21 protein-coding genes and 1 other RNA gene are annotated in these 22,570 nt (G+C 58.8%); 11 read left to right on the top strand and 11 right to left on the bottom strand.

Annotated features, from left to right (window positions below):
* The first annotated feature begins 17 nt into the window (after window positions 1-17).
* From RTN40_RS04945 to amtB, 4 genes are all read left to right on the top strand, one after another.
* Complete coding sequence (locus tag RTN40_RS04945; protein WP_312227488.1) at window positions 18-1,781, top strand: SmdA family multidrug ABC transporter permease/ATP-binding protein; 1,764 nt, start codon at window positions 18-20, stop codon at window positions 1,779-1,781.
* A complete protein-coding gene (locus RTN40_RS04940; protein ID WP_312227487.1) occupies window positions 1,774-3,552 on the top strand; it encodes a SmdB family multidrug efflux ABC transporter permease/ATP-binding protein in 1,779 nt (592 codons plus the stop codon). Before RTN40_RS04945 ends, RTN40_RS04940 begins: the two co-directional genes overlap by 8 nt.
* A gap of 254 nt (window positions 3,553-3,806) precedes the next feature.
* Window positions 3,807-4,145 carry a P-II family nitrogen regulator gene (gene glnK / locus RTN40_RS04935; protein ID WP_002891893.1) on the top strand — a complete coding sequence of 113 codons (339 nt, stop codon included), beginning with the start codon at window positions 3,807-3,809 and terminating at the stop codon, window positions 4,143-4,145.
* A gap of 31 nt (window positions 4,146-4,176) precedes the next feature.
* Window positions 4,177-5,463 carry an ammonium transporter AmtB gene (gene amtB, locus RTN40_RS04930; protein WP_312227486.1) on the top strand — a complete coding sequence of 429 codons (1,287 nt, stop codon included), beginning with the start codon at window positions 4,177-4,179 and terminating at the stop codon, window positions 5,461-5,463.
* Between the two features lie 49 nt (window positions 5,464-5,512).
* On the opposite strand, the gene tesB is transcribed toward amtB, so the two are convergent.
* Window positions 5,513-6,376 carry an acyl-CoA thioesterase II gene (gene tesB, locus RTN40_RS04925; protein ID WP_268108885.1) on the bottom strand — a complete coding sequence of 288 codons (864 nt, stop codon included), beginning with the start codon at window positions 6,374-6,376 and terminating at the stop codon, window positions 5,513-5,515.
* A gap of 222 nt (window positions 6,377-6,598) precedes the next feature.
* On the opposite strand from tesB, the gene RTN40_RS04920 reads away from it, so the two are divergent.
* Window positions 6,599-7,168, top strand: a complete 570-nt coding sequence (locus tag RTN40_RS04920; RefSeq protein ID WP_312227485.1) for a YbaY family lipoprotein — start codon at window positions 6,599-6,601, stop codon at window positions 7,166-7,168.
* A 30-nt stretch (window positions 7,169-7,198) separates the two neighbouring features.
* Here RTN40_RS04920 and RTN40_RS04915 read toward each other — a convergent pair whose 3' ends face one another.
* Entirely contained in the window at window positions 7,199-7,510 is a 312-nt protein-coding gene (locus RTN40_RS04915; protein WP_312227484.1) for an MGMT family protein, read from the bottom strand.
* 165 nt (window positions 7,511-7,675) lie between these two features.
* Between RTN40_RS04915 and ffs the strand changes: the two genes are divergently transcribed.
* The 3 genes from ffs to RTN40_RS04900 all read left to right on the top strand — a co-directional run bounded on the left by ffs (window position 7,676) and on the right by RTN40_RS04900 (window position 8,489).
* Window positions 7,676-7,772: signal recognition particle sRNA small type (gene ffs / locus RTN40_RS04910), an RNA gene on the top strand.
* A gap of 259 nt (window positions 7,773-8,031) precedes the next feature.
* A complete protein-coding gene (locus RTN40_RS04905; protein WP_312227483.1) occupies window positions 8,032-8,280 on the top strand; it encodes a hypothetical protein in 249 nt (82 codons plus the stop codon).
* The gene (locus tag RTN40_RS04900; protein WP_238083401.1) at window positions 8,277-8,489 is read left to right on the top strand and encodes a hypothetical protein; all 213 of its coding nucleotides are present in this window, start codon (window positions 8,277-8,279) and stop codon (window positions 8,487-8,489) included. Before RTN40_RS04905 ends, RTN40_RS04900 begins: the two co-directional genes overlap by 4 nt.
* Before the next feature lie 34 nt (window positions 8,490-8,523).
* Here RTN40_RS04900 and RTN40_RS04895 read toward each other — a convergent pair whose 3' ends face one another.
* The gene (locus RTN40_RS04895; protein WP_312227482.1) at window positions 8,524-9,951 is read right to left on the bottom strand and encodes a PLP-dependent aminotransferase family protein; all 1,428 of its coding nucleotides are present in this window, start codon (window positions 9,949-9,951) and stop codon (window positions 8,524-8,526) included.
* Window positions 9,952-10,038: 87 nt separating this feature from the next.
* Here RTN40_RS04895 and RTN40_RS04890 point away from each other — a divergent pair, with 87 nt between their 5' ends.
* The 3 genes from RTN40_RS04890 to RTN40_RS04880 all read left to right on the top strand — a co-directional run bounded on the left by RTN40_RS04890 (window position 10,039) and on the right by RTN40_RS04880 (window position 14,907).
* Window positions 10,039-10,653: a hypothetical protein gene (locus tag RTN40_RS04890; protein ID WP_312227481.1), complete on the top strand. Its 615-nt coding sequence runs from the start codon at window positions 10,039-10,041 to the stop codon at window positions 10,651-10,653.
* Window positions 10,654-10,727: 74 nt separating this feature from the next.
* Window positions 10,728-11,714, top strand: a complete 987-nt coding sequence (locus tag RTN40_RS04885) for a LacI family DNA-binding transcriptional regulator (protein ID WP_312227480.1) — start codon at window positions 10,728-10,730, stop codon at window positions 11,712-11,714.
* Window positions 11,715-11,832: 118 nt separating this feature from the next.
* Window positions 11,833-14,907 (top strand): beta-galactosidase, encoded by a 3,075-nt coding sequence (locus RTN40_RS04880; RefSeq protein WP_312227479.1) that lies wholly within the window; start codon window positions 11,833-11,835, stop codon window positions 14,905-14,907.
* Here RTN40_RS04880 and RTN40_RS04875 read toward each other — a convergent pair.
* The 8 genes from RTN40_RS04875 to maa form a co-directional block, all read right to left on the bottom strand.
* The gene (locus RTN40_RS04875; protein ID WP_312227643.1) at window positions 14,888-16,468 is read right to left on the bottom strand and encodes an EAL domain-containing protein; all 1,581 of its coding nucleotides are present in this window, start codon (window positions 16,466-16,468) and stop codon (window positions 14,888-14,890) included. The two genes, RTN40_RS04880 and RTN40_RS04875, sit on opposite strands and share 20 nt — an antisense overlap.
* 144 nt (window positions 16,469-16,612) lie before the next feature.
* On the bottom strand, window positions 16,613-17,272 hold the full coding sequence (locus RTN40_RS04870) for a methionine ABC transporter permease (protein ID WP_312227642.1): 660 nt from the start codon (window positions 17,270-17,272) through the stop codon (window positions 16,613-16,615).
* Window positions 17,269-18,057 (bottom strand): ATP-binding cassette domain-containing protein, encoded by a 789-nt coding sequence (locus RTN40_RS04865; protein WP_312227478.1) that lies wholly within the window; start codon window positions 18,055-18,057, stop codon window positions 17,269-17,271. The genes RTN40_RS04870 and RTN40_RS04865 overlap by 4 nt, the downstream gene beginning before the upstream one ends.
* On the bottom strand, window positions 18,054-18,860 hold the full coding sequence (locus RTN40_RS04860) for a MetQ/NlpA family ABC transporter substrate-binding protein (protein WP_312227477.1): 807 nt from the start codon (window positions 18,858-18,860) through the stop codon (window positions 18,054-18,056). The genes RTN40_RS04865 and RTN40_RS04860 overlap by 4 nt, the downstream gene beginning before the upstream one ends.
* A 36-nt stretch (window positions 18,861-18,896) precedes the next feature.
* Window positions 18,897-19,925: an isopenicillin N synthase family oxygenase gene (locus tag RTN40_RS04855; protein WP_312227476.1), complete on the bottom strand. Its 1,029-nt coding sequence runs from the start codon at window positions 19,923-19,925 to the stop codon at window positions 18,897-18,899.
* A gap of 671 nt (window positions 19,926-20,596) precedes the next feature.
* Entirely contained in the window at window positions 20,597-21,298 is a 702-nt protein-coding gene (locus RTN40_RS04850; RefSeq protein WP_312227475.1) for a GNAT family protein, read from the bottom strand.
* A complete protein-coding gene (locus tag RTN40_RS04845; protein WP_312227474.1) occupies window positions 21,295-21,789 on the bottom strand; it encodes a YlaC family protein in 495 nt (164 codons plus the stop codon). The genes RTN40_RS04850 and RTN40_RS04845 overlap by 4 nt, the downstream gene beginning before the upstream one ends.
* 103 nt (window positions 21,790-21,892) lie before the next feature.
* On the bottom strand, window positions 21,893-22,459 hold the full coding sequence (maa, locus tag RTN40_RS04840; protein WP_312227473.1) for a maltose O-acetyltransferase: 567 nt from the start codon (window positions 22,457-22,459) through the stop codon (window positions 21,893-21,895).
* Between the last annotated feature and the right edge of the window lie 111 nt (window positions 22,460-22,570).

The following is a 22,570-nucleotide window of genomic DNA, read 5'->3' as shown; positions in this document are numbered from 1 at the left end:
CTTCAGGATATAACCGCGTGCGATTATTTGCTCAACTAGGCTGGTACTTTCGCCGGGAATGGCGACGCTATCTCGGTGCCGTAGCCCTGCTCATCATCATTGCTCTTCTGCAGCTGATCCCCCCGAAAGTGGTGGGATACGTGGTCGACGGCGTGACCGAAGGCCGCTATCAGCCGCAGGATGTGATGATGTGGGTCGGTCTGCTGGTACTGGTGGCGGTAGTCATCTACCTGCTGCGCTACGTCTGGCGCGTGCTGCTGTTTGGCGCGTCTTACCAGCTGGCTGTAGAGCTGCGGGAAGACTTCTATCGCCAGCTTAGCCGCCAGCATCCGGAGTTTTACCTGCGTCACCGCACCGGCGATCTGATGGCCCGCGCCACTAACGACGTCGATCGCGTGGTCTTTGCCGCCGGGGAGGGCGTACTGACCCTGGTGGATTCGCTGGTGATGGGCTGCGTGGTGCTGATCGTGATGTCAACCCAGATCAGCTGGCAGCTTACTCTGCTGGCGCTGCTGCCGATGCCGGTTATGGCTCTGGTGATCAAACGCTATGGCGATCAGTTGCATAACCGATTCAAGCTGGCGCAGGCGGCGTTCTCCTCTCTTAACGACCGTACCCAGGAGAGCCTGACCAGCATCCGCATGATCAAAGCCTTTGGCCTTGAGGATCGGCAGTCTGGCCTGTTTGCCGAAGATGCCGCCGATACCGGCAGAAAAAACATGAAGGTGGCACGGGTTGATGCCCGCTTCGATCCGACCATCTATATTGCCATCGGCATGGCAAACCTGCTGGCGATCGGCGGCGGTAGCTGGATGGTGGTTAACGGCAGCCTGACGTTGGGGGAACTCACCAGTTTTACTATGTACCTCGGGCTGATGATCTGGCCGATGCTGGCCCTCGCCTGGATGTTTAATATCGTTGAGCGCGGCAGCGCTGCCTACAGCCGTATTCGCGACATGCTGGCGGAAGCGCCGGTGGTGGACGATGGCAGCGAGCTACTGCCGGAAGGGCGTGGCAACCTGAATGTGGCGATCCGTGAGTTCCGCTATCCGCAGGCGCCGCATCCGACTCTGGAAAACGTCAGCTTTACGCTGACGCCAGGACAGATGCTGGGCATCTGCGGGCCGACCGGGGCAGGGAAAAGTACGCTGCTGTCGCTCATCCAGCGGCACTTTGACGTGACTCAGGGAGAGATCCGCTTTCACGATCGGCCTCTGCCGCGCCTGAAGCTAGACGCATGGCGCGGGCGGCTGGCGGTGGTTAACCAGACGCCGTTTCTCTTCTCTGACACCGTAGGCAATAACATCGCACTTGGTCATCCTGGCGCAACCCAGCAGGAGATTGAGCACGTCGCCCGGCTGGCCAGCGTCCATGAAGATATCCTGCGCCTACCGCAGGGGTACGATACCGAGGTGGGTGAGCGCGGGGTGATGCTCTCCGGTGGGCAGAAGCAGCGTATCTCGATTGCGCGGGCGCTGCTGCTCAACGCCGAGATCCTGATCCTCGACGATGCTCTGTCGGCGGTAGATGGCCGCACCGAGCACCAGATCCTGCATAACCTGCGCCAGTGGGGCGAAGGGCGTACGGTAATTATTAGCGCGCACCGGCTCTCGGCGCTCGCCGAAGCGAGCGAGATCCTGGTGATGCAGCATGGGCACATTGTTCAGCGCGGGCAGCACGAAACCTTAGCCCATCAGCCGGGCTGGTATCGCGATATGCACCGCTACCAGCAGCTGGAAGCCGCGCTGGATGACGAAGAGAAGGAGAGTGCTGATGCGTAGTTTTGGACAGCTTTGGCCAACCCTTAAACGCCTGTTAGCCTACGGTAAGCCGTGGAAAAAACCGCTGACCAGAGCGGTAGTCATGCTGTGGGTCGCGGCGGCGGCTGAGGTCGCCGGTCCGGCGCTGATCAGCTATTTTATCGATAACATGGTGGCGAAGAGCTATCTGCCGCTCGGCCTGCTGGTGGGGCTGACTGTGGCCTATATTGGCCTACAGCTGCTGGCTGCCGGGCTGCACTACGCCCAGTCGCTGCTGTTTAATGAGGCCGCCGTCGGGGTAGTGCAACAGCTGCGTACCGACGTAATGGACGCTGCTCTGCGTCAGCCGCTAAACGCCTTTGATACCCAGCCGGTAGGGCAGCTTATCTCCCGCGTTACTAACGATACCGAAGTGATCCGCGATCTCTACGTGATGGTGGTTTCCACGGTACTGCGCAGCGCGGCGCTGGTGGGTGCGATGCTGGTGGCAATGTTCAGCCTCGACTGGCGCATGGCGCTGGTGGCGCTGGCTATCTTTCCGGCGGTGCTGTGTGTTATGGCGCTCTATCAGCGCTACAGCACGCCTATCGTACGTCGCGTCCGTACCTACCTCGCAGATATCAACGATGGCTTTAACGAAGTTATCAATGGCATGAACGTGATCCAGCAGTTTCGTCAGCAGGCGCGCTTCGGTGAGCGGATGGGCGAGGCCAGCCGCTCCCACTACTCTGCACGGATGCAGACCCTGCGGCTCGATGGCTTTCTGCTGCGTCCGCTGTTGAGTCTCTTCTCGGCGCTGGTGCTCTGCGGGCTGCTCATGCTGTTTGGCTTTACCTCGGTAGGTACCATTGAGGTAGGTGTGCTCTACGCCTTTATTAGCTATCTTGGCCGCCTTAACGAACCGTTGATTGAGCTGACAACTCAGCAGTCGATGCTGCAGCAGGCCGTGGTAGCAGGGGAGCGCGTATTTGAACTAATGGACCGACCGCGCCAAACCTACGGCGACGACGAGCGCCCGTTGGCCAGCGGCGCTATCGACATTGAGAATCTCTCTTTCGCCTATCGCGACGATAATCTTGTGCTGCAGGATATCGATCTCTCCGTGCCGCCACGCAGCTTTATTGCGCTGGTAGGGCATACCGGTAGTGGCAAGAGCACCCTCGCCAGTCTGCTGATGGGCTACTATCCCTTGACGAAAGGGGAGATCCGTCTTGATGGTCGGCCGCTCTCCACCCTCAGCCACGGCGTGCTGCGCCAGGGCGTGGCGATGGTTCAGCAGGATCCGGTAGTGCTGGCGGATTCCTTCTTCGCTAACGTCACCCTCGGGCGGGATATTAGCGAAGCCCAGGTTTGGCAGGCGCTGGAGACCGTGCAGCTGGCGGAGCTGGCCCGGAGCATGCCCGACGGTATCCACACCAGCCTGGGGGAGCAGGGGAATAACCTATCGGTGGGACAGAAGCAGCTGCTGGCCCTGGCCCGCGTGCTGGTCGCCACCCCGCAGATCCTGATCCTTGATGAGGCAACCGCGAATATCGACTCTGGCACCGAGCAGGCCATTCAGCAGGCGCTGGCGGCTGTACGCCAGCATACAACCCTGGTAGTGATTGCCCATCGCCTCTCTACTATCGTCGAGGCTGACACCATTCTGGTCCTGCATCGCGGTCAGGCAGTAGAGCGCGGTAACCATCAGGAGCTGCTGGCCGCCGAGGGGCGCTACTGGCAGATGTATCAGCTGCAGCTGGCGGGTGAAGAGCTGGCCGCCAGTGCGCAAGAAGAGTCGCTAATCGCCTGATGCACCATAATCAGGCAAGCTACTAACAGGATCGTCTGTTGGTGCAAAAATACCGCGCACCATGCACTGTCATGGTGCGTTTTTCTTTCCCAGGAACAATCTGAATCCCCATCACACTTTTCTACGAAACGCGCTTCCCTGTGCTGGCGGCTTAAGCCGCTGAATTTTTCCCTTTTTCCAATTCTGGCACACCCCTTGCAACACTCATCCTGTGTTAGCTGCGGCCATTACCGATTTTCGACTGAGGGGGATTTATGAAGCTGGTTACCGTGGTCATTAAGCCATTTAAACTCGAGGACGTCCGAGAAGCGCTGTCGTCTATTGGTATTCAGGGGCTGACCGTGACCGAAGTGAAAGGCTTTGGTCGTCAGAAGGGGCATGCTGAACTGTACCGCGGAGCTGAATACAGCGTTAACTTCCTGCCGAAGGTGAAGATTGACGTGGCTATTGCTGACGATCAGCTTGATGAAGTGATTGATGTCATTAGCAAAGCGGCCTACACCGGAAAAATTGGCGACGGCAAAATTTTCGTTGCCGAACTGCAACGCGTTATCCGCATTCGTACCGGCGAAGCCGACGAAGCGGCACTGTAACGTCAGACACACAGTGATTGGGATGGTAAAAATGAAAAAAGTAACCTTAAAAACGGCGATGGCCGCACTGGCAGCGTTACCGGGTCTGGCGATGGCGGCTCCGGCCGTGGCCGACAAGGCAGATAACGCCTTTATGATGATCTGCACCGCACTGGTGCTGTTTATGACCATTCCGGGGATTGCGCTGTTCTACGGCGGCCTGATCCGTGGCAAAAACGTGCTCTCGATGCTGACTCAGGTCACCGTGACCTTTGCGCTGGTCTGCGTGCTGTGGGTGGTCTACGGCTACTCGCTGGCGTTCGGCACGGGCAACAACTTCTTCGGTGACTTCAACTGGGCGATGCTGAAAAACATCGAGCTGACCGCCGTGATGGGCAGCTTCTACCAGTATATTCACGTTGCGTTCCAGGGCTCATTCGCCTGCATCACCGTCGGCCTGATCGTCGGCGCGCTAGCCGAGCGTATCCGCTTCTCTGCGGTACTGATCTTCGTGGTGGTGTGGATGACTCTCTCCTACGTACCGATTGCCCATATGGTCTGGGGCGGCGGCCTGCTGGCGTCCCACGGCGCGCTGGACTTTGCCGGCGGTACGGTTGTGCACATCAACGCCGCGATTGCGGGCCTGGTGGGTGCCTACCTGATTGGTAAACGCGTTGGCTTCGGCAAAGAGGCGTTTAAACCGCACAACCTGCCGATGGTCTTTATCGGTACCGCAATCCTCTACATTGGCTGGTTTGGCTTCAACGCCGGCTCAGCCGGTGCCGCCAGCGAAATCGCTGCCCTGGCGTTTGTGAACACCGTTGTTGCCACCGCTGCCGCTATCCTCGCGTGGGTATTCGGTGAGTGGGCAACCCGCGGCAAGCCGTCTCTGCTGGGTGCATGCTCCGGCGCGATTGCTGGTCTGGTTGCCGTCACGCCAGCCTGTGGCTACATCGGCGTGGGCGGTTCGCTGATTGTCGGTATCGTGGCAGGCCTGGCCGGTCTGTGGGGCGTGACCATGCTGAAACGCTGGCTGCGCGTTGACGACCCGTGTGACGTGTTCGGTGTGCACGGCGTCTGCGGTATCGTAGGCTGTATCCTGACCGGCGTGTTTGCCTCTACGTCCCTGGGCGGCGTCGGCTACGCCGAAGGCGTGACCATGGGGCATCAGGTGCTGGTCCAGCTGGAAAGTATCGCTATCACCATCGTCTGGTCAGGCGTCGTCGCCTTCATCGGTTACAAGCTGGCGGACATGATTGTTGGCCTGCGCGTACCGGAAGAGCAGGAGCGCGAAGGCCTGGATGTGAACAGCCATGGCGAAAACGCTTACAACGCGTAGTCTGGTTTAACCCTCTGGAAAACCTCCCGCCTGCGGGAGGTTTTTTTATTTATTCGTTACGGTTGCGCATCACCCCTTCCTGCACGCTGGACGCCACCAGCACGCCATCCTGGGTATAGAACTCGCCGCGTACAAAGCCGCGTGCGCTGGAGGCGGAGGTACTCTCCACGCTATAGAGCAGCCACTCGTTCATATCAAACGGACGGTGGAACCACATCGAGTGATCGATAGTGGCAACCTGCATGCCCCGCTCCAGAAAACCGACCCCGTGCGGCTGTAACGCTACCGGCAGGAAGTTAAAGTCAGAGGCGTAGCCCAGCAGGTACTGATGGGTGCGAAAATCCGCCGGCATCGTGCCGTTGGCGCGGATCCATACCTGGCGGGTTGGTTCAGCCACGTGACCCTTCATGGGGTTATGAAACTCAACCGGGCGGATCTCCAGCGGCTTATCGCAGAGAAACTTCTCTTTTACCTGCGGTGGCAGAAGATGGGCCAGCGAACGGGCAATGTCCGTTTCCGACGGCAGATTATCCGGGGCAGGGGCGGCAGGCATGGTTTTCTGATGCTCATAGCCTGGCTCGGGTGCCTGGAAGGACGCCGTCATATAGAAAATAGGTTTACCGTTCTGGATGGCGGCGACCCGGCGGGCGCTAAAGCTGTTGCCGTCGCGTAGCACCTCTACGTCATAAATAATCGGTTTTTGGCTGTCGCCGGGGCGTAAAAAATAGCTGTGGAAAGAGTGAACGAGGCGATCTGCCGGAACGGTCTCCTTTGCTGCATAGAGGGCCTGTCCCACGACCTGGCCACCAAAGACCTGGCGCAGGCCCAAATCCTCGCTTTGACCGCGAAACAGACCCTCTTCGATTTTTTCCAGATTAAGCAACGTCAGCAGATTATTCAGCGCTTGACTCATAGGTGTCCTCAATAAAATAAAAGCGACCGGAGCGGATACAGGCAGAGTATAACCCAGAATTGCAAGTGGTCCGATGGGTGCAAAAATCTGAATACACGGCTGTTTCCAGGCAAAAATCAGTGATGTGTGCCACACTTACTGGCGTTCGATACGATTTAAGTATTAACCACTGATTCTGGCGGGCGTCATACCTGCTGGTGCATTGAAGATAAGGAGAACTCAATGAAACTCGTGCACATGTTAAGTGGTTTAGCGGTTGCCGTTTCTCTGGCTGCCTGTGCCGACAAAAGCGCAGATATCCAGACGCCCGCACCAAACCCAAATACTTCCATTGCCTCAACGCAGTCCGTGATTAAGCAGCCTAACGTCTCTGGTACGATCTGGATCCGTCAGAAGGTGGCTCTGCCGCCGGATGCAGTACTGACCGTGACCCTGGCCGATGCTTCCCAGGCCGACGTGCCGTCTAAAGTCATCGCCCAGCGTGCCGTTCGTACCGAAGGTAAACAGGCTCCGTTCAGCTATGAACTGCCGTTTGACCCGGCGCTGGTGCAGCCGGACGCGCGTATTCTGCTAAGCGCCGCGATCACCATTGATAATAAGCTGGTGTTTATTACTGATGGCATCAAGCCAGCGGTTAATCAGGGCGGTACCCGTATCGACCTGACGCTGGTGCCGGTTCAGCAGACCGCTGTGCCGATGCAGCAGAGCGGTGGGGCAGCAACCACCGTGCCGTCTACCTCGCCAACGCAGGTTAACCCTTCGTCAGCGACTCCCGCACCAACGCAGCTGTAACGATCAAACCCTCTCCCCGGAGAGGGTTTTTCAATAGTTCCAGCGATAGCGCGCTAAATCGATTATGCCATTACCCGATACCTGTACGCCGTCGGCGAGCAGAGCCTGACGCTGGCGCTGCAGATCCGGCCCGGTGAGGGAGATATGCCCCTGACGATTCACTACCCGATGCCACGGCAGCGTACTGCCTTCCGGCAGGCGTTTGAGCACGCCGCCCACCTGGCGTGCCGCACGCGGCGAGCCAGCCAGCCGTGCCACCTCGCCGTAGGTGGTCACTGAACCGGGCGGTATCGCGGCGACGATTTGCCACACCCGTTGGGGAAAAGAGTCGTTGTCTGCCATAACGGTTTCCTGAAAAGTCTCTCACCAGCATAATCAGCGCTTGCTGGCCTGTGAAGAGGCGGTTGCGCAATAAACCAGCATCCAGCAGGCTGCGGCTTGCAATTGCCGGGCCATACGGTAATAATGCGTCCGCGCGTTGGTTAACAACGCTCTCAATGGGGGCCCTGTTGGTTCTCCCGCAACGCTACTCTGTTTACCAGGTCAGATCCGGAAGGAAGCAGCCAGAGCAGATGACGTGTGTGCCGGGATGTAGCTGGCAGGGCCCCCACCCATTTCTGCCCTTCGCTATGCCAGTCTCTTCACGTGCAGTTTGCTTCCTGCTTAAGATCATCTCTCTGTCGTATTGCCTGAGATCTATTTGTCATTAAACTGAAATGCTATTGTCATTTTTATGTCATATATTCCTGCCACAGTAATATTACAGTAATGTGATCGATAACGCGCCAGGAAAACTATTTCTGGATCAACGCATAAAGCTGGTGTATTAATTACTCGTCTCATTTATACCGAAAGGGATAATCATGGTCAGCGCAGTATTAAATGTTAAAATTGACGAAGCAGTAAAAGAGAAACTTCGCCAGTATGCAGAGGCGAATAATGAGAACTTAAGCACGGCAACCGAAAAGCTTCTTCAGCTGGCCTTTGAGTCCAACGGCGACGGCATCTCAGAAGATGATATCGACAGCCAGCATACCGAAGAAGAGAACGCTTCTGCACTAAGCGTTAAAGAGATCAAAGCGTTACGTAAACTGCTGAAGAAGAAAAAATGAAACCGCTACAGTCAACCGCCAGTAACTATGCTGAAGCCTGCGAACAGCTGCGCTCCGGCTATGTAAAACAGGTTCGTCTGAACTGGAATGTCGGGACAGATGAGTTTTTTCGTATTGCATCAGAGTGGTGTGATGCAGGCGCAAAAATAAAGAAACAGGGCGAGAGTTTTATTATTGCCTTGAAAGGTTTTCCCATTCCCCGACAATAGCAATATCGCGATCGGAATGCCGATCGCTGTCACATTAAATAGACTTGCGCTGCCGTATAAGCGGCGGCTGGTTAATTAACGAAGACCATATTGGCTGTAAGGCCATAAATGCCTCTTGTAATACTGTCTCCGGCTGAGTAAACGGCATACGCAAATAGCGTTCAAACGCCCCCGCCAGACCAAAACGTGTACCCGCCCCCAGATGAATACCAGCGCTCTCTGCACCGGTAGCAAATCGCGTTGCCAGCGCTTCCGGCAACTCTACCCAGAAAGAGAGTCCACCCTGTGGGCTTTGCGTCTGCCACTGCGGAAAAAACGTCTGCATCAGACGCAGACAGGCATCCCGGCGAGCGGCAAGCATCTGCCGATGGGCGGGCAAAAACGACTCCCCATTTTCAATCAGCCAGCGGGCAGCAAGCTGCTCCAGCACCGGGGTTCCTAAATCGAGCGTGTCACGCGTCTGTACCAGCGAGGCGATGGTGCGGGCCGGGGCGCGGATCCAGCCCAGCCGCAGTCCCCCCCAGAAGCTTTTAGCGGCGGAGCCGAGGGAAATTACCGAGGCATCAGGACTGAAAGCCGCCAGCGGGGGAGGCGGCGGCGCGTCATACCAAAGATCGGCCATGGTTTCGTCTACCACCAGCGTTGTGCGCGTACGGGCGGCAACCTCTGCCACGGTTTGCCGGGTGACAGCATCCATACAGCGGCCGGTAGGATTGTGAAAATCCGGCATCAGATAGGCGATCCTCGGTGACGTCTGGGCGATTGTTGCCGCCAGCCCATCGCTATCCCAGCCCTGCGGCGGCAGCGCCACGCCAACCGGGCGGCAGGATGCTCCCTCAATCGCCGCTATCGCCAGCGGGTAGGTAGGGTGATCGACCACGACCCGGTCGCCCGGCCCGGTCAGCAGGCGCAGGATCAGCGCAAATCCGCTGAGCGCCCCGTTAACAATCATCACTTCATCAGGCCGGGTCGGCAGGCCGCGCGCAGCGTAGCGGGCCGCTATCGCTTCACGTAGCGTCAGCAGCCCTTGCTGATCGTAGCCGGTGGAGGCGAAGTGCTGCGGCATAGCGATCAGCGCCTGCTGGTACGCCTGATGGATCTCCGGGCTGGCCCCCAGCGAGGCGGTGGAGAGATCCAGCGCACTGCCTGCGTTTGTCCGGGTAGGCACCGTGCGGCTGCTTTCTGGCAGCATCACGACCGAGCCGCTGCCGTGGCGGCTGAGAAGAAAACCCTCGTCACGCAGCTGCGCCAGCGCGCTGGCCACGGTGGTGCGGCTGATGCCGAGCGCAGCAGCCAGCTCGCGCTCTCCCGGCAGGCGGGTCTCCAGCGCCAGCCGACCGTCGAGGATCAGCATCCGCAGCGCCTGGGAGAGCTGCTGCCACAGCGGCGTGCGTGACGCGGTGTGTTGCCACTGGCCTAGCAGGCGCACCAGCGACTGGCTTCCAAATCGACGTGATGACATAGGCAGTCCACTTTTTTAAAACTGGTCATTAATGATAATGCCAGTAAGAGAGAGGATGTCACTCTCTTTGATTGAATGAGGTGAACTATGCTGCGGCGTCTTCTGCAACTCTATATCGGCCTGACGTTCTACGGCGTCTCTACCGCCATGTTTATCCGGGCGGATCTCGGGGCCGATCCGTGGAATGTGTTTCACCTCGGCGTAGCGCAGCTTCTTTCACTCAATATTGGCGTTGTAATGATTGCCGTCGGCGCGCTGGTGCTACTGCTGTGGATCCCTCTGCGCCAGCGTCCGGGCCTGGGCACTATCAGTAACGTGGTGATCATTGGATTAGCCGCAGATGCTGCGCTGACGCTAATGCCCCCCCTGGCGTCGTTGCTGGCACGCAGCCTGGTGTTGATAGCCGCCGTGGTAGTCAACGCGTTGGCGACCGGGATGTATATTGGTGCCGGGTTCGGTGCCGGGCCGCGTGATGGCCTGATGACCGGCATCACCGCCCGCACCGGTTGGTCGGTGCGCGCGGTGCGTACCGCCATTGAGGTGAGCGTTCTGCTGCTGGGCTGTGTAATGGGCGGCAACTTTGGCGTGGGAACGGTGCTCTACGCGCTGGCGATTGGCCCGCTGATCCAGCTCTGTTTGCCATGGTTTCGCCAGCCGTCCCGCGTTGCGCCGGTCAGCCAGCCGCAGGAGCGTGTGTTGTAAACCCGCGAAGCGCTCACAGCAAGGGGGAGCGGTTTAGGGTACACTGGCGGCACGCCAGCTGCCAGGGTAACACCATGAAATCCATTACGCTTTACGATGTTGCCCGTCACGCGGGCGTCTCCTATCAGACCGTCTCCCGCGTTATTAACCAGGCGGAACACGTCTCGGTGCGTACCCGCGAAAAAGTGCTCTTTGCCATGCGCGAGTTGAACTACGTTCCCAACCTTGGCGCGCAGCAGTTGGCGGGCAAGCGTAGCCGCACTTTGGGGCTGCTCACCAGCGATCTGGCTCTTCACGCCCCGTCCCAGATCGCCTCGGCAGTGAAAAACCGCGCCGCGCAGTCCGGGGCCGGCGTGATCATCGCCATGCCCGAGCAGGCGACCCAGGCGGCCTGTCTGCTGGCGTTACAGGAGCTGCTGGCCCAACGGGTTACCGGGCTGCTGATCAATCTGCCGCTGGAAGATGACCAGGCCGAGGCGCTGGCGGCGCTGGCTCATCCGACGCCAACCCTGTTTCTCGACGTTAGCCCGACGGCAAAGGTCAATAGCCTGGTGTTTGATGCCGCACAGGGGGCGAGGCTGGGGGCCGGGCGCGTTTTGACGCTGGGTCATCGCGTTGTCGCCTTGCTCGGTGGGCCGCAAAGCTCGGTCTCAGCGCGGGCGCGTCTTGCGGGCTGGCTGGAGACGTTGGCACAGGCAAACGTCACCCCAGCGGCCTGCGTCCACGGCGACTGGAGCGCGGCCTCAGGGTATGAACAGGCTAGCCGGCTGCTGGCCTTACGTCCGTTGCCCGAGGCTATCCTGGTGGCAAACGATCAGATGGCGCTTGGGGTGCTGCGCGCCTGTGCGGAAAAGGGGATCGCGGTTCCCGGCCAGATCTCGGTTATCGGCTATGACGATACCGCCGATAGCGCATGGTATACGCCGCCACTGACGACGGTACGTCAGGCCTTTAGGGAGGCGGGGGAGCGCAGCGTGGAGTGGCTGCTCCAGCCGCCCGCGGATGCTGAGCTTAGCCAGACGCTGCTGCCGGTCACGCTGGTTATCCGCAGCTCGGCCTGAAAGCCCAGTCGCTTTTGTGATCGACCCCGCTTATGGCGATGGCGATCCTTTACCTTTATCCCTCGTCGGGGCATCGTAAAGGAAATTGTGAGCGCTTCGCAAAAATAATGAGGTCGATATGTCCGCTGCTGCACTGAACACCCTGCTTGCCCGCCGCGACTGGGAAAACCCGGTTGTGACCCACTGGAATCGCCTGCCGATGCACGTTCCCTTGCGCAGCTGGCGTGACGCCGCTGCGGCGGCTCAGGATAGCCACTCCTCCTCATGGCGGCTGCTCAATGGCGAATGGCGGTTTAGCTTCTATTCCGCTCCGGAAGCTGTGCCAGCGTCGTGGATAGAAGCGGATTGCGCCAGCGCCGTTGCCATGCCGGTTCCTTCCAACTGGCAGATGCAGGGATTCGATACGCCGATCTACACCAACGTCACCTACCCGATCCCGGTTAAGCCGCCGTTTGTCCCTGCGGAGAACCCTACCGGCTGCTACTCGCTGACGTTTAACGTGGACGCGGAGTGGCTGGCAAGCGGCCAGACGCGAATTATCTTTGAAGGGGTCAACTCGGCTTTCTATCTCTGGTGCAACGGGGAGTGGATTGGCTATTCGCAGGATAGCCGCCTGCCCGCGGAGTTCGATCTCAGCGCGGTGCTGCGGCCCGGCGCTAACCGCCTGGCGGTGATGGTGCTGCGCTGGTGTGACGGCAGCTATCTTGAGGATCAGGATATGTGGCGCATGAGCGGTATCTTCCGCGACGTGGTACTGCTGCATAAGCCTGCCACCCACATTAGCGACTTCCAGGTTGAGACCGCGCTGAACGCAGATTATAACCATGCCCGGATAAGCACTACCGTCCAGCTTGCCGGTGAGCTAGCCGACTGCCGGGTGGCCATCACCCTGTGGCGCGGCGAGGAGCAGATCGCCAGCGCAGAGCAGCGCCCCGGCAGCGCGATTGTGGACGAACGTGGCGCATGGGCCGAGCGGCTGAGCGTCGATCTCTCTGTCGATAAGCCAGATCTCTGGAGCGCCGAGACGCCGCATCTCTACCGGTTGACCATCGCGCTGCTGGATGCGCAGGGCAGGCTGCTGGAGGCCGAAGCCTGCGACGTGGGCGTGCGGAAGGTAGAAATTAGCAACGGCCAACTGAAGGTCAACGGTAAGGCGCTGCTGATCCGCGGGGTTAACCGCCATGAGCATCATCCGGAAAACGGCCAGGCGGTAGACGAGGCCACCATGCGCCGGGATATTGAGCTGATGAAGCAGCATAACTTTAACGCCGTGCGCTGCTCCCACTATCCGAACCATCCCCTCTGGTACCGCCTGTGCGATCGCTACGGCCTGTATGTAGTCGATGAAGCCAATATTGAAACCCACGGCATGGTGCCGATGAGCCGCCTGGCGGACGATCCCCAGTGGTTCCCCGCCATGAGCGAGCGCGTTACCCGCATGGTGCAGCGCGACCGCAACCATCCCTCGATTATTATCTGGTCGCTGGGGAACGAGTCCGGCCATGGGGCGAGCCATGACGCGCTCTACCGCTGGGTGAAGTCCAGCGATCCCACCCGCCCGGTGCAGTACGAGGGCGGCGGGGCGAACACGGCGGCGACCGATATTATCTGCCCGATGTATGCCCGCGTGGATATGGACCAGCCTTTCCCCGCCGTGCCGAAATGGTCGATTAAGAAGTGGATTGCTCTGCCGGATGAGACGCGCCCGCTGATCCTCTGCGAATACGCCCATGCGATGGGCAACAGCTTTGGCGGCTTTGCCAAATACTGGCAGGCGTTTCGCGATAACCCTCGTCTGCAGGGCGGCTTTGTCTGGGACTGGGTCGATCAGGCGCTGACCAGGCGTGATGAAAACGGTAACGCCTTCTGGGCCTACGGCGGCGATTTTGGTGATACCCCGAACGATCGCCAGTTCTGCATGAACGGGCTGGTCTTCCCGGATCGCACCCCGCATCCGGCCCTCTATGAGGCCCAGCGCGCGCAGCAGTTTTTCCAGTTCCGCCTGCTTAGCACCACGCCGCTGGTGGTTGAGATCCATAGCGAGTACCTTTTCCGCCAGGCGGATAACGAGGTGCTGCGCTGGCACATTGCCCGCGACGGTGACGTGCTGGCCGAGGGCGAACAGCGGCTAGAGATCCAGCCCCAGGGCGTACAGCGGCTGGAGATTGATGCGCCTGCGCTGTCTGCTGTGCCGGGTGAGGTATGGCTTAACGTTGAGGTTTACCAGCCGCAGGCTACCGCGTGGTCGCCAGAAAATTACCGCTGCGCGTGGGATCAGTGGCGGCTGCCTGCGCCGCTGGCTATTCCACCACAGGAGGAGGCAGGTCCGGGCGCAACGCTGGCAACCAGCGACGAGGCGTTTAGCGTCAGCTGGCAGGATCGGCGCTGGCACTTCTCGCGCCGCAGCGGCGATCTGGAGCAGTGGTGGTGTGGGGAAACGCCGACCCTGCTGACCCCGGTTCGGGATCAGTTTACCCGCGCGCCGCTTGATAACGATATTGGTATCAGCGAGGTGACGCGAATCGATCCCAACGCATGGGTCGAACGCTGGAAGGCGGCGGGCATGTACGCCATGACGCCGCGCCTGCTGCACTGCGCGGCGCAGGAGAGTGCCGGAGAGGTAGTGGTTACGACCCGCCACGTCTGGGAGCATGGAGATAAGGTGCTGTTTATCAGTGATAAGCGCTGGCGCATCGACAGCCACGGCGTGCTGCATGGTGAGGTTGAGGTGCAGATTGCCACTGACGCGCCGCCACCGGCAAGGGTAGGTCTCTGCTGCCAGCTGGCTGCGGTGGAGGAGTCCGCGAGCTGGCTGGGTCTGGGGCCGCATGAGAACTACCCGGACCGCAGGCTGGCGGCAAGCCAGGGATGTTGGACGCTGCCGCTAAGCGCGCTGCACACGCCCTATATCTTCCCCAGCGATAACGGGCTGCGCTGTGATACGCGGCAACTAGAGTACGGCGCGCACCGGCTGAACGGGCATTTTCATTTCTCTCTCAGCCGCTACGGCCAGAGTCAGCTCCATGACACGACCCATCACCATCTGCTGCGCGAAGAGGGGGGCTGCTGGCTTAACCTCGACGCGTTTCATATGGGGGTAGGCGGCGACGACTCGTGGAGTCCGAGCGTGTCACCGGAGTTTATTCTGACTGAGGAGCGAGTGCGCTACGCCTTCAGCTGGCGTCAGGCGTAGCCTGATAGGGCTGGAGATTCTCTTCGGCCCACACTATAAACGCCTCCTTTGGCAGCGCCTTGCTGTAGAACCAGCCCTGGGCAAACTGCACCCCGTGACTGCGCAGCCACTCAAGCTGGCCTTTGGTCTCAACCCCTTCTGCGACCATCGCCAGCCCCAGCGCTTTTGCCATCTCGATAATGTGCGGGGTGACGTTTTTGTACTCCAGCGCGTCAACAAAGGATTTATCGATCTTCAGAATATCGACCTCAAGATTTTGCAGGTAGCTCAGGCTGGAGTAGCCGGTGCCGAAGTCGTCGATATAGATCGCGTGCCCCGCCCGGCGAAGCTCGGCAATGGCCGGGGAGCTGACTTTTGGATCGGCAAAGCCGCGCTCGGTGATCTCAAGGGCAATCTGCGAGGCGCTGAGCTGCCAGCGGGTCAGCAGCGTGCTGAGCAGAGGGGGGAGGCGCTTCGACACCAGATCGCCGGGATCGAGATTGATCGAGACGTGTTGATCCGGATGACGCTGTAGCCATGGTCCCAGATCGCTGAATACCGTCTCAATAATCAGCTGCGTGAGCTGCGGCATCAGGCCAGACTGCTCCGCCAGCGGAATAAAGATATCCGGTGTGAGAAAGCGACCGTCGGCCTGCCGCCAGCGGGCCAGCGCCTCGGCCCCGACCACTTTTCCGCTGCCCAGAGCGACAATCGGCTGGTAGTAGGCCTCGATTTCGCGGGCGTTAATGGCATCCAGAATGCGATAGTGGGGCGACTGGAGACGGCGAAGCATCCGCAGCAGGAAGAACGCGATCAGCAGGCTCATCAGCACGCCGATCGGAAGCCAAATCAGCAGCTGCCGGTGCAGGTTTTTCCCCAGTGGATCGAGGGAGGCAGCGGTAATAATGGCTAACCCCAACTCGGGGAAGCGGCGTACATCATACAGGATGCCTTTCTGCTGGAAACGTGTCAGCGTACTTTGCCGCGCCTGCTGCCAGATCGCAGGATTGAACCCGCCGCTGCTGGCAATCAGTCGGTTGGTCGTCATGCTCACCAGCGACACGTCAATGGGCCATGCCCCAAAGGGCAGGACGTCAATAAACGACAGGGGATCGATCATTACTACATGGCGCTCGCTGCCCAGCGCAGCCATGATGCGGTTTAAGCCGATATCGTTTTGGGTGGTGAGCCAGGCCTGGTAACCGTCCGGGGTGATCCTCTCTGGCGGCGGGAGCATACCTTCCCGGCTATGGTTTTCCAGCGACGAGCAGACGGGTTGCAGGTGGTCAACGTAGATCATCTCCTGCACGTAGTGGTTAGCAAAGGCAACCCTGCGCATTGCCAGCAGATGGGCGGGGCTACAGGGCGTGCCCGTAAACTGGTCAATCTCTTTGAGGGCTAATTTGGCTTGCTGAACCACTTTTTGGGTGCGCATCACAACCCGACTGGCGTAAGCGTCCAGCTCTTTTATAAAGGTCTCCTGCGCCTGGCGGTGCGCCAGCCAGATGCTCAGTCCCACCGGGACGAGCACCGCAAGGATCAGGACAACGGTAACAACGCTTACCAGCCGTCGGCTTGTCATCATCAAACGTTCCTTTTTGATATATGGCGAAAGAGAGTCAGCAGCAGATGTGTGTAATCTTTATACCATTCTCTGCGGCGATCCTCTGCTATTTCACGCCAAAATTCCTTGATGCAAAAAGCGTTTAATGAAAAAAGCGTAGCGCTAGCGGCGGTGGGCCAGCCGACGTACCAGACGATCGCCGGTCATCTGCACCCCCTGAACCAGCGCCACTAAAATGACTACCGTGCCCACCATCACCTGGTCGTTAAAGCGCTGGTAGCCGTAGCGAATGGCCAGATCCCCCAGCCCGCCGCCGCCAATGACCCCAGCCATTGAAGAGAAACCAATCAGCATCACTACGGTGAGCGTGGTCCCCGCCAGCAGCGTCGGCAGCGCCTCCGGCAACAGCGCTTTAGCAATGACGTGCCAGACGCTGCCCCCCATCGACAGAATGGCTTCGATTCGCCCATAGTCCACCTCGTCCAGCGCGTTCTCCGTCAGCCGGGCAAAGAAGGGGAACGCGCCGATGGTGATGGGGACCACCGCAGCGGTGCTGCCCAGCGTGGTGCCAATCAGCAGCCGTGTAAAAGGGATCAGCGCAATCAGCAGCACGATAAACGGCAGCGAGCGGCCAAGGTTAATAATGGCCCCCAGCACGGCGTTGGTTTTAGGCATCGGCAGCAGGCCGTTTGCCCGGGAAATATAGAGTACAACGCCGATGGGCAGGCCGATCAGCACGGTAAACAGGGCGGCCAGCGCCACCATGTAGACGGTCTCCAGGGTACCGTTCAGCAGCATCGGCCACAGCTCATCCCAGCTCATGCTACGCATAGCGGCCTCCCGTTAAAGCCATGTCGTTCCAGGAAGAGGCGTTCCGCCTGCGGATCGGGCAGCAGCGCCTGGCGCAGGCGCGACCACGGCGTCACCAGCAGATCGGCAATCTTGCCGCTTTCGACAAGCTCGCCACTCTCCAGCAGCGCCGCATGATCGCAGAGGCTTTTTACCACCTCCAGCTGATGGGTAATCAGCACAATCGTCAGGCCGAGCTGGCGATTGATATCCGCCAGCAGGCTAAGCACCGACTGGGTGGTCTCTGGATCCAGCGCGCTGGTGGCCTCGTCACAGAGCAGCACCTGCGGGCGCGCCGCCAGCGCCCGGGCGATGCCGACGCGCTGCTTCTGCCCGCCGGAGAGCTGCGAGGGGAAGGCCTGCGCTTTGTCGCTCAGTCCTACCAGATGCAGCAGCTCCTCGACCCGCGCCCGGCGCTGCGCTTTAGCGACGCCGGCGATCTCCAGCGGCACGGCGACGTTGTCCGCCACGCTGCGGGCATGCAGCAGATTGAAGTGCTGAAAAATCATGCCGGTTTTCAGACGGTGCGCGCGCAGCGCCGCTTTATCGAAGCCGGTGATGTCGTGCCCGTTGACCAGAATACGGCCCGTAGTCGGCCGCTCCAGCAGGTTCAGGCAGCGGATCAGCGTGCTCTTACCCGCGCCGCTGCGCCCGAGGATACCGTAAATAGCGCCTTCAGGAACGGTTAACGAGATGTCATTCAGCGCCGGTCGGCCTGCTCCGGCATAAGTTTTACTCAGCCCTTCAATCACAATCATGACTGCGGCGCGACCGGAATAACCGATCCGTTGTAGTTTTTACGGATAAATTCGGCTACCTGCGGCGAGGTGAGATCCTTTGCCAGCTCCTTAATACGCGGATCGTTGGCCAGCGCCGGATTGGTCACCAGAATATTGGCGTAGGGATTATGCTCGGCGCTCTCCAGCCCCAGCGCGTCTTTAGCAGGCGTCAGGCCCGCCTCCAGCGCATAGTTGCCGTTGATTACCGCCAGATCGACGTCGTCCAGCGAGCGCGGGATTTGCGGGGACTCGATCTCAAGAATTTTAATGTGCTTCGGATTCTCGGCAATGTCCTTCGGCGTGGCGAGGGTGGTAGCCGGATCGGTAAACTTCGCGTTGAGCTTAATCAGCCCCTGGCTTTGCAGCAGGAACAGAGCGCGGCTCAGATTGGTCGTGTTATTCGGTACTGCCACCGTGGCGTTGTCAGGTACCGACTTGAAATCTTTATACTTACGTGAGTAGATGCCCAGCGGCTCAATATGAACCGTCGCCGCCACGGCAAAGGTTTTGCCCAGCGCCTTTTCCTGATCTTTTAGATACGGAACGTGCTGAAAGTAGTTGGCATCGACGTCGCCGTTAGCTAGCAGTTCGTTGGCGTTGACGCCGCTGGTCAGCTCCACCACCTTGATGTCCAGCTTCGGATCGAACGTTTTGATGTAGTTAAGAATTTCCGCGTGTGGCACGGCGTCCGCCGCAATGCGCAACGCTTCCGCATGGGCGGAACCCCATGCCAGAGACAGAGAAAGTGCCAGGCCAGCCAGTTTAAATGCTGCAGGTTTCATGATTTTTATCCTTTATCGTTATGACGGTAGGTTTGATCAGGCAATCAGCTGTTCGCTGCGCTCGCGCAGCACGTCCCGGTAGTAACGCTCGGCCACGTCCGGATGGGATCGCAGCCGACCTTTCAGGTAGTTCCAGCCCACGTCACGCAGCAGTGGGTTCTGCGGATCGCTCTCTGGCCCTAGCGCCTCCTGCGCCAGCTGCTCGGGCAGGGCGTAGACCGGCACCACCGCGTCCAGCTGTGCACCGAGGAAAAAGGCGATCGATAGCCGCTCCTGCCCGGCAGCGGGGGAGACCACCCGGTGCACCGTGGCGCGCAGATAGCCGTTGGTGGCCAGCTCCAGCAGCTCACCAATGTTCACGACGAAGCTCCCGGCCAGCGGGGCGGCATCCAGCCAGCGGCCCGGTGCCACTTCTACCTGCAAGCCTCTCTGTTCATCCTGCAGCAGGAAGCTCAGGAAGCCGGAGTCCTTATGTGCGCCGACGCCTTGCTGGCTCTCGGTTGCCGGCTGGCCTGGATAGCGGATCAGCTTGATGTGCTCATTAGGCTTATCGCCATACAGCGCATCAAAGGCGTCCGGAGGCAGATCCAGTGCCTGGGCGAAGGCGCGCAGCAGGTTGAGTGCCATGCTGGTCATCGCTTTTTGCCAGGCGAGCAGGGCAGGCTTCAGGGTCGGCTGCGCCTCTGGCCACAGGTTTGGTCCCTGCAGACGCCGCCAGCGCGGATCGTCCCCGGCAACGTTCAGGGCCGGACGCTCAGCGCCAATATCAAATTGCTCGCGCCAGTCAGGCTGGCCGCGCGTTAGCTCAGAGGCCGCCCGGTTATAGCCGCGAAAATGGGGAGAGTGGATCATCGCCACCTGTTGCTTCTCACCGTCGGGAAGGGCAAAGAAGCGGCGCGCCTCCTGCTGGACGGCGCGTTGCAAGGCGTCATCGACGCCGTGATTCACCAGATAGAAGAAGCCGATATCCCGTGCGGCATGGCGCAGCTGTTCCAGAAAAACGGGACGAGCAACGGGATCGGAAAAGTGCGACAGATCAAGAACGGGCAGGCGGGTAGCGGTCATGGCTGACTCCTCATATTGGCTTTCTGGCAGAGTGCCTTAACGCCAAATTTTCAACCAATAACCTTCTTTTCTAATTTATGACCGGGTGGGATCAAGTGCTTTTGCGAAAAATAGATAAGGCAGGGGATGCGGTTCGCGGCAGGCCAAAATGATAAGAGCCCTGACCGGAGAAGTCAGGGCTCTTAGGGTACTGCTGATATTGCATTTAACATTAAGGAACTTAACTACATGATACTGCTTATGATACTGCTTTAAATGTACACGCTAAGGTCTTAGACCTCGATACTTAAGTACACACCCTTCGCGATATAGACTTTTTGATGCGTGGCCTTACTTCCATTGCGTTTTAAAACATGACGTTTCAACACGCAACCCATACTACATACAACGGGGCCTTACATCATCGCGATTTTCGTTCACACCCTGCGATTGTAGATACTGACTACGTGGCCTTAAAGCGTCATCGGGTAGACTTACAACATAGTTACGCTACGCCGATTCTCCCATACAACAATACTTCGTGGCCTTTATCGCATTCATACATTACATCTTACTGCTTAACAGCGCTCTCAATAAGCAACGCTGTTATCTATAAATGTAATACTTTTTTTTGGAATGTCAATTCAGATTGAGAGAGCGGTTTGGTAGCCGTTTCGTTGATAATCAACGAGCTACGTTCGTAGCGAGGCCAGTGAGTGGCGCTGCTTGCCGTCGGTGGTGAAGTTATCCGGGGACAGCCAGCGTTGCATGGCGGCGTCAATGTCTGGCCACTCACCGTCAATGATAGAGAACCAGTCGGTATCGCGGTTGTGGCCCTTGACGACTAATGCCTGGCGAAAGCGGCCCTCATACTGAAAGCCTAAGCGCAGCGCGGCCTGCCGAGAGGGTTCATTAAGGCTGTTACATTTCCACTCGTAGCGGCGGTAGCCAAGCGTCATAAAGGCGTAGCGCATCAACAGCCATTGGGCCTCGGTCGAGGCGGGGGTACGGCTCAGCAAAGAAGAGAAGTGGACATGGCCGACTTCGATGACGCCGTTGCTGGCGTCAATTCGCATCAGCGCAAGGGTGCCTACCGGCCTGTCGGTTTGCGTATCAATGACGGCAAAGTGGAGCGGATCCGTTAGCTGCTCTACGCTCTCAACCCACGCCGCATACTGTTCTATGCTCTCTTCCGGTTCGCGCGCCAGCCATGTCCAGCTGCGCCCATCGCCGCTGAGCTGATACGCGGCAAAGAGCGCATCGGCATGAGAGCGCGTCAGCGGCTCAAGGCGGCAGTAGCGTCCATGTAGAACAACGCGCTGTGGCAGCGGGCGAGGTTGCCAGCCGGGAAGGGCATCGCCAACCGGCTGTCCGTAGTGATTATACTGACTCAAGAAGCGACCTGCGGCTGGGCATGTGGCCCGGCTTTGGGCTTCGTCAGCGAGTAGACGTCATAGAACGAAAGCTCGCCTTTTTTCTGCACCATCTGCTGCAGCTGGCTCTTTTGCGCTGCGTCTACCGCAGGCGATTGCATAATGGCATCGATTAGCTCAGGCGGCACAAAGCGTGTGTTGTACCACTCACCGTTATAGCAGACGCGGAAATCGAGCACGTCAATATCCTCATAGCGGTAGCGCGGATAAACGTCAAAGAAGAAGAAACCGTTCAGCAGGGCGAAAAGCACTACCAGCAGCCAGACGGAGCCGGCCAGGGTTTCGGACTGGAGCATCACCGCCAGGGTAGCAAACCAGCCAACGTACATGCCGATAAACAGCCAGGGATGGTTGCGAATAAAGCTAATGCTGAAGCGCGGCCGATTGTCACGCTTCTCGCGGATATTTAGCTCATTAATAGTTTGGGTAAGCAGTCGCTCTATTTCTGTCATTTTTTACCTTTGGAGATCGGACAAAACGCAGGTGAAACAGCCTATTTTACGATCCGTGGCAGTGATAAAAAAGTAACAGACAGGCGACAAAAAACCATAACAGTTAAGCCGAGGCCAGCGGCAGCTTTTTAATGATCCGCGCCGGGTTACCTGCCACCACTACGTCATCGGGAATATCGCGAATAACCACGCTGCCGGAGCCAATCACCACGTTATTACCAATGGTCACGCCAGGGTTTATCACCGCCCGACCACCGATCCAGACATTATTACCAATAGTGACGGGGGCACCAAACTCTAATCCGCTGTTGCGTTCGGTCGCATCAAGCGGGTGGGTAGCGGTATAAATATGCACGCCTGGGGCAAGCATGCAGTTATCGCCAATATGGATCGGACAGACATCCAGCATTACGCAGTCAAAGTTAGCGTAAAAATCATTGCCGAGAAAAATATTGTAGCCATAGTCGCAGCGAAAGCTCGGCTCTATGTAGCCATTACCGCTTTTACCGAGCAGCTCGGCAAGCAGGGCGCGCCGTTCGCTCTTTTCTGATGGGGCGGAGTGATTATACTGATGCAGCAGTTCCCTGGCACGCAGGCGATCTGCCCGTAATGTCTCATCGCCAGACCGGTAAAGCTGGCCGGCAATCATTTTCTGCTTTTCTGTACTCATGGCTATCTCACTGTTAAACATAACAGGAGCATCCTGGAGTGAGATAGCCTGAAAGAGTATAACGGCGGTTGTAGTATGTGAAGTAGTTCACATTACTTTACGAGACAAGTG

Source organism: Pseudescherichia sp. (genome assembly GCF_031987975.1).
Taxonomy (GTDB): domain Bacteria; phylum Pseudomonadota; class Gammaproteobacteria; order Enterobacterales; family Enterobacteriaceae; genus Pseudescherichia.
This window is presented reverse-complemented; position numbering and strand designations above follow the sequence as displayed.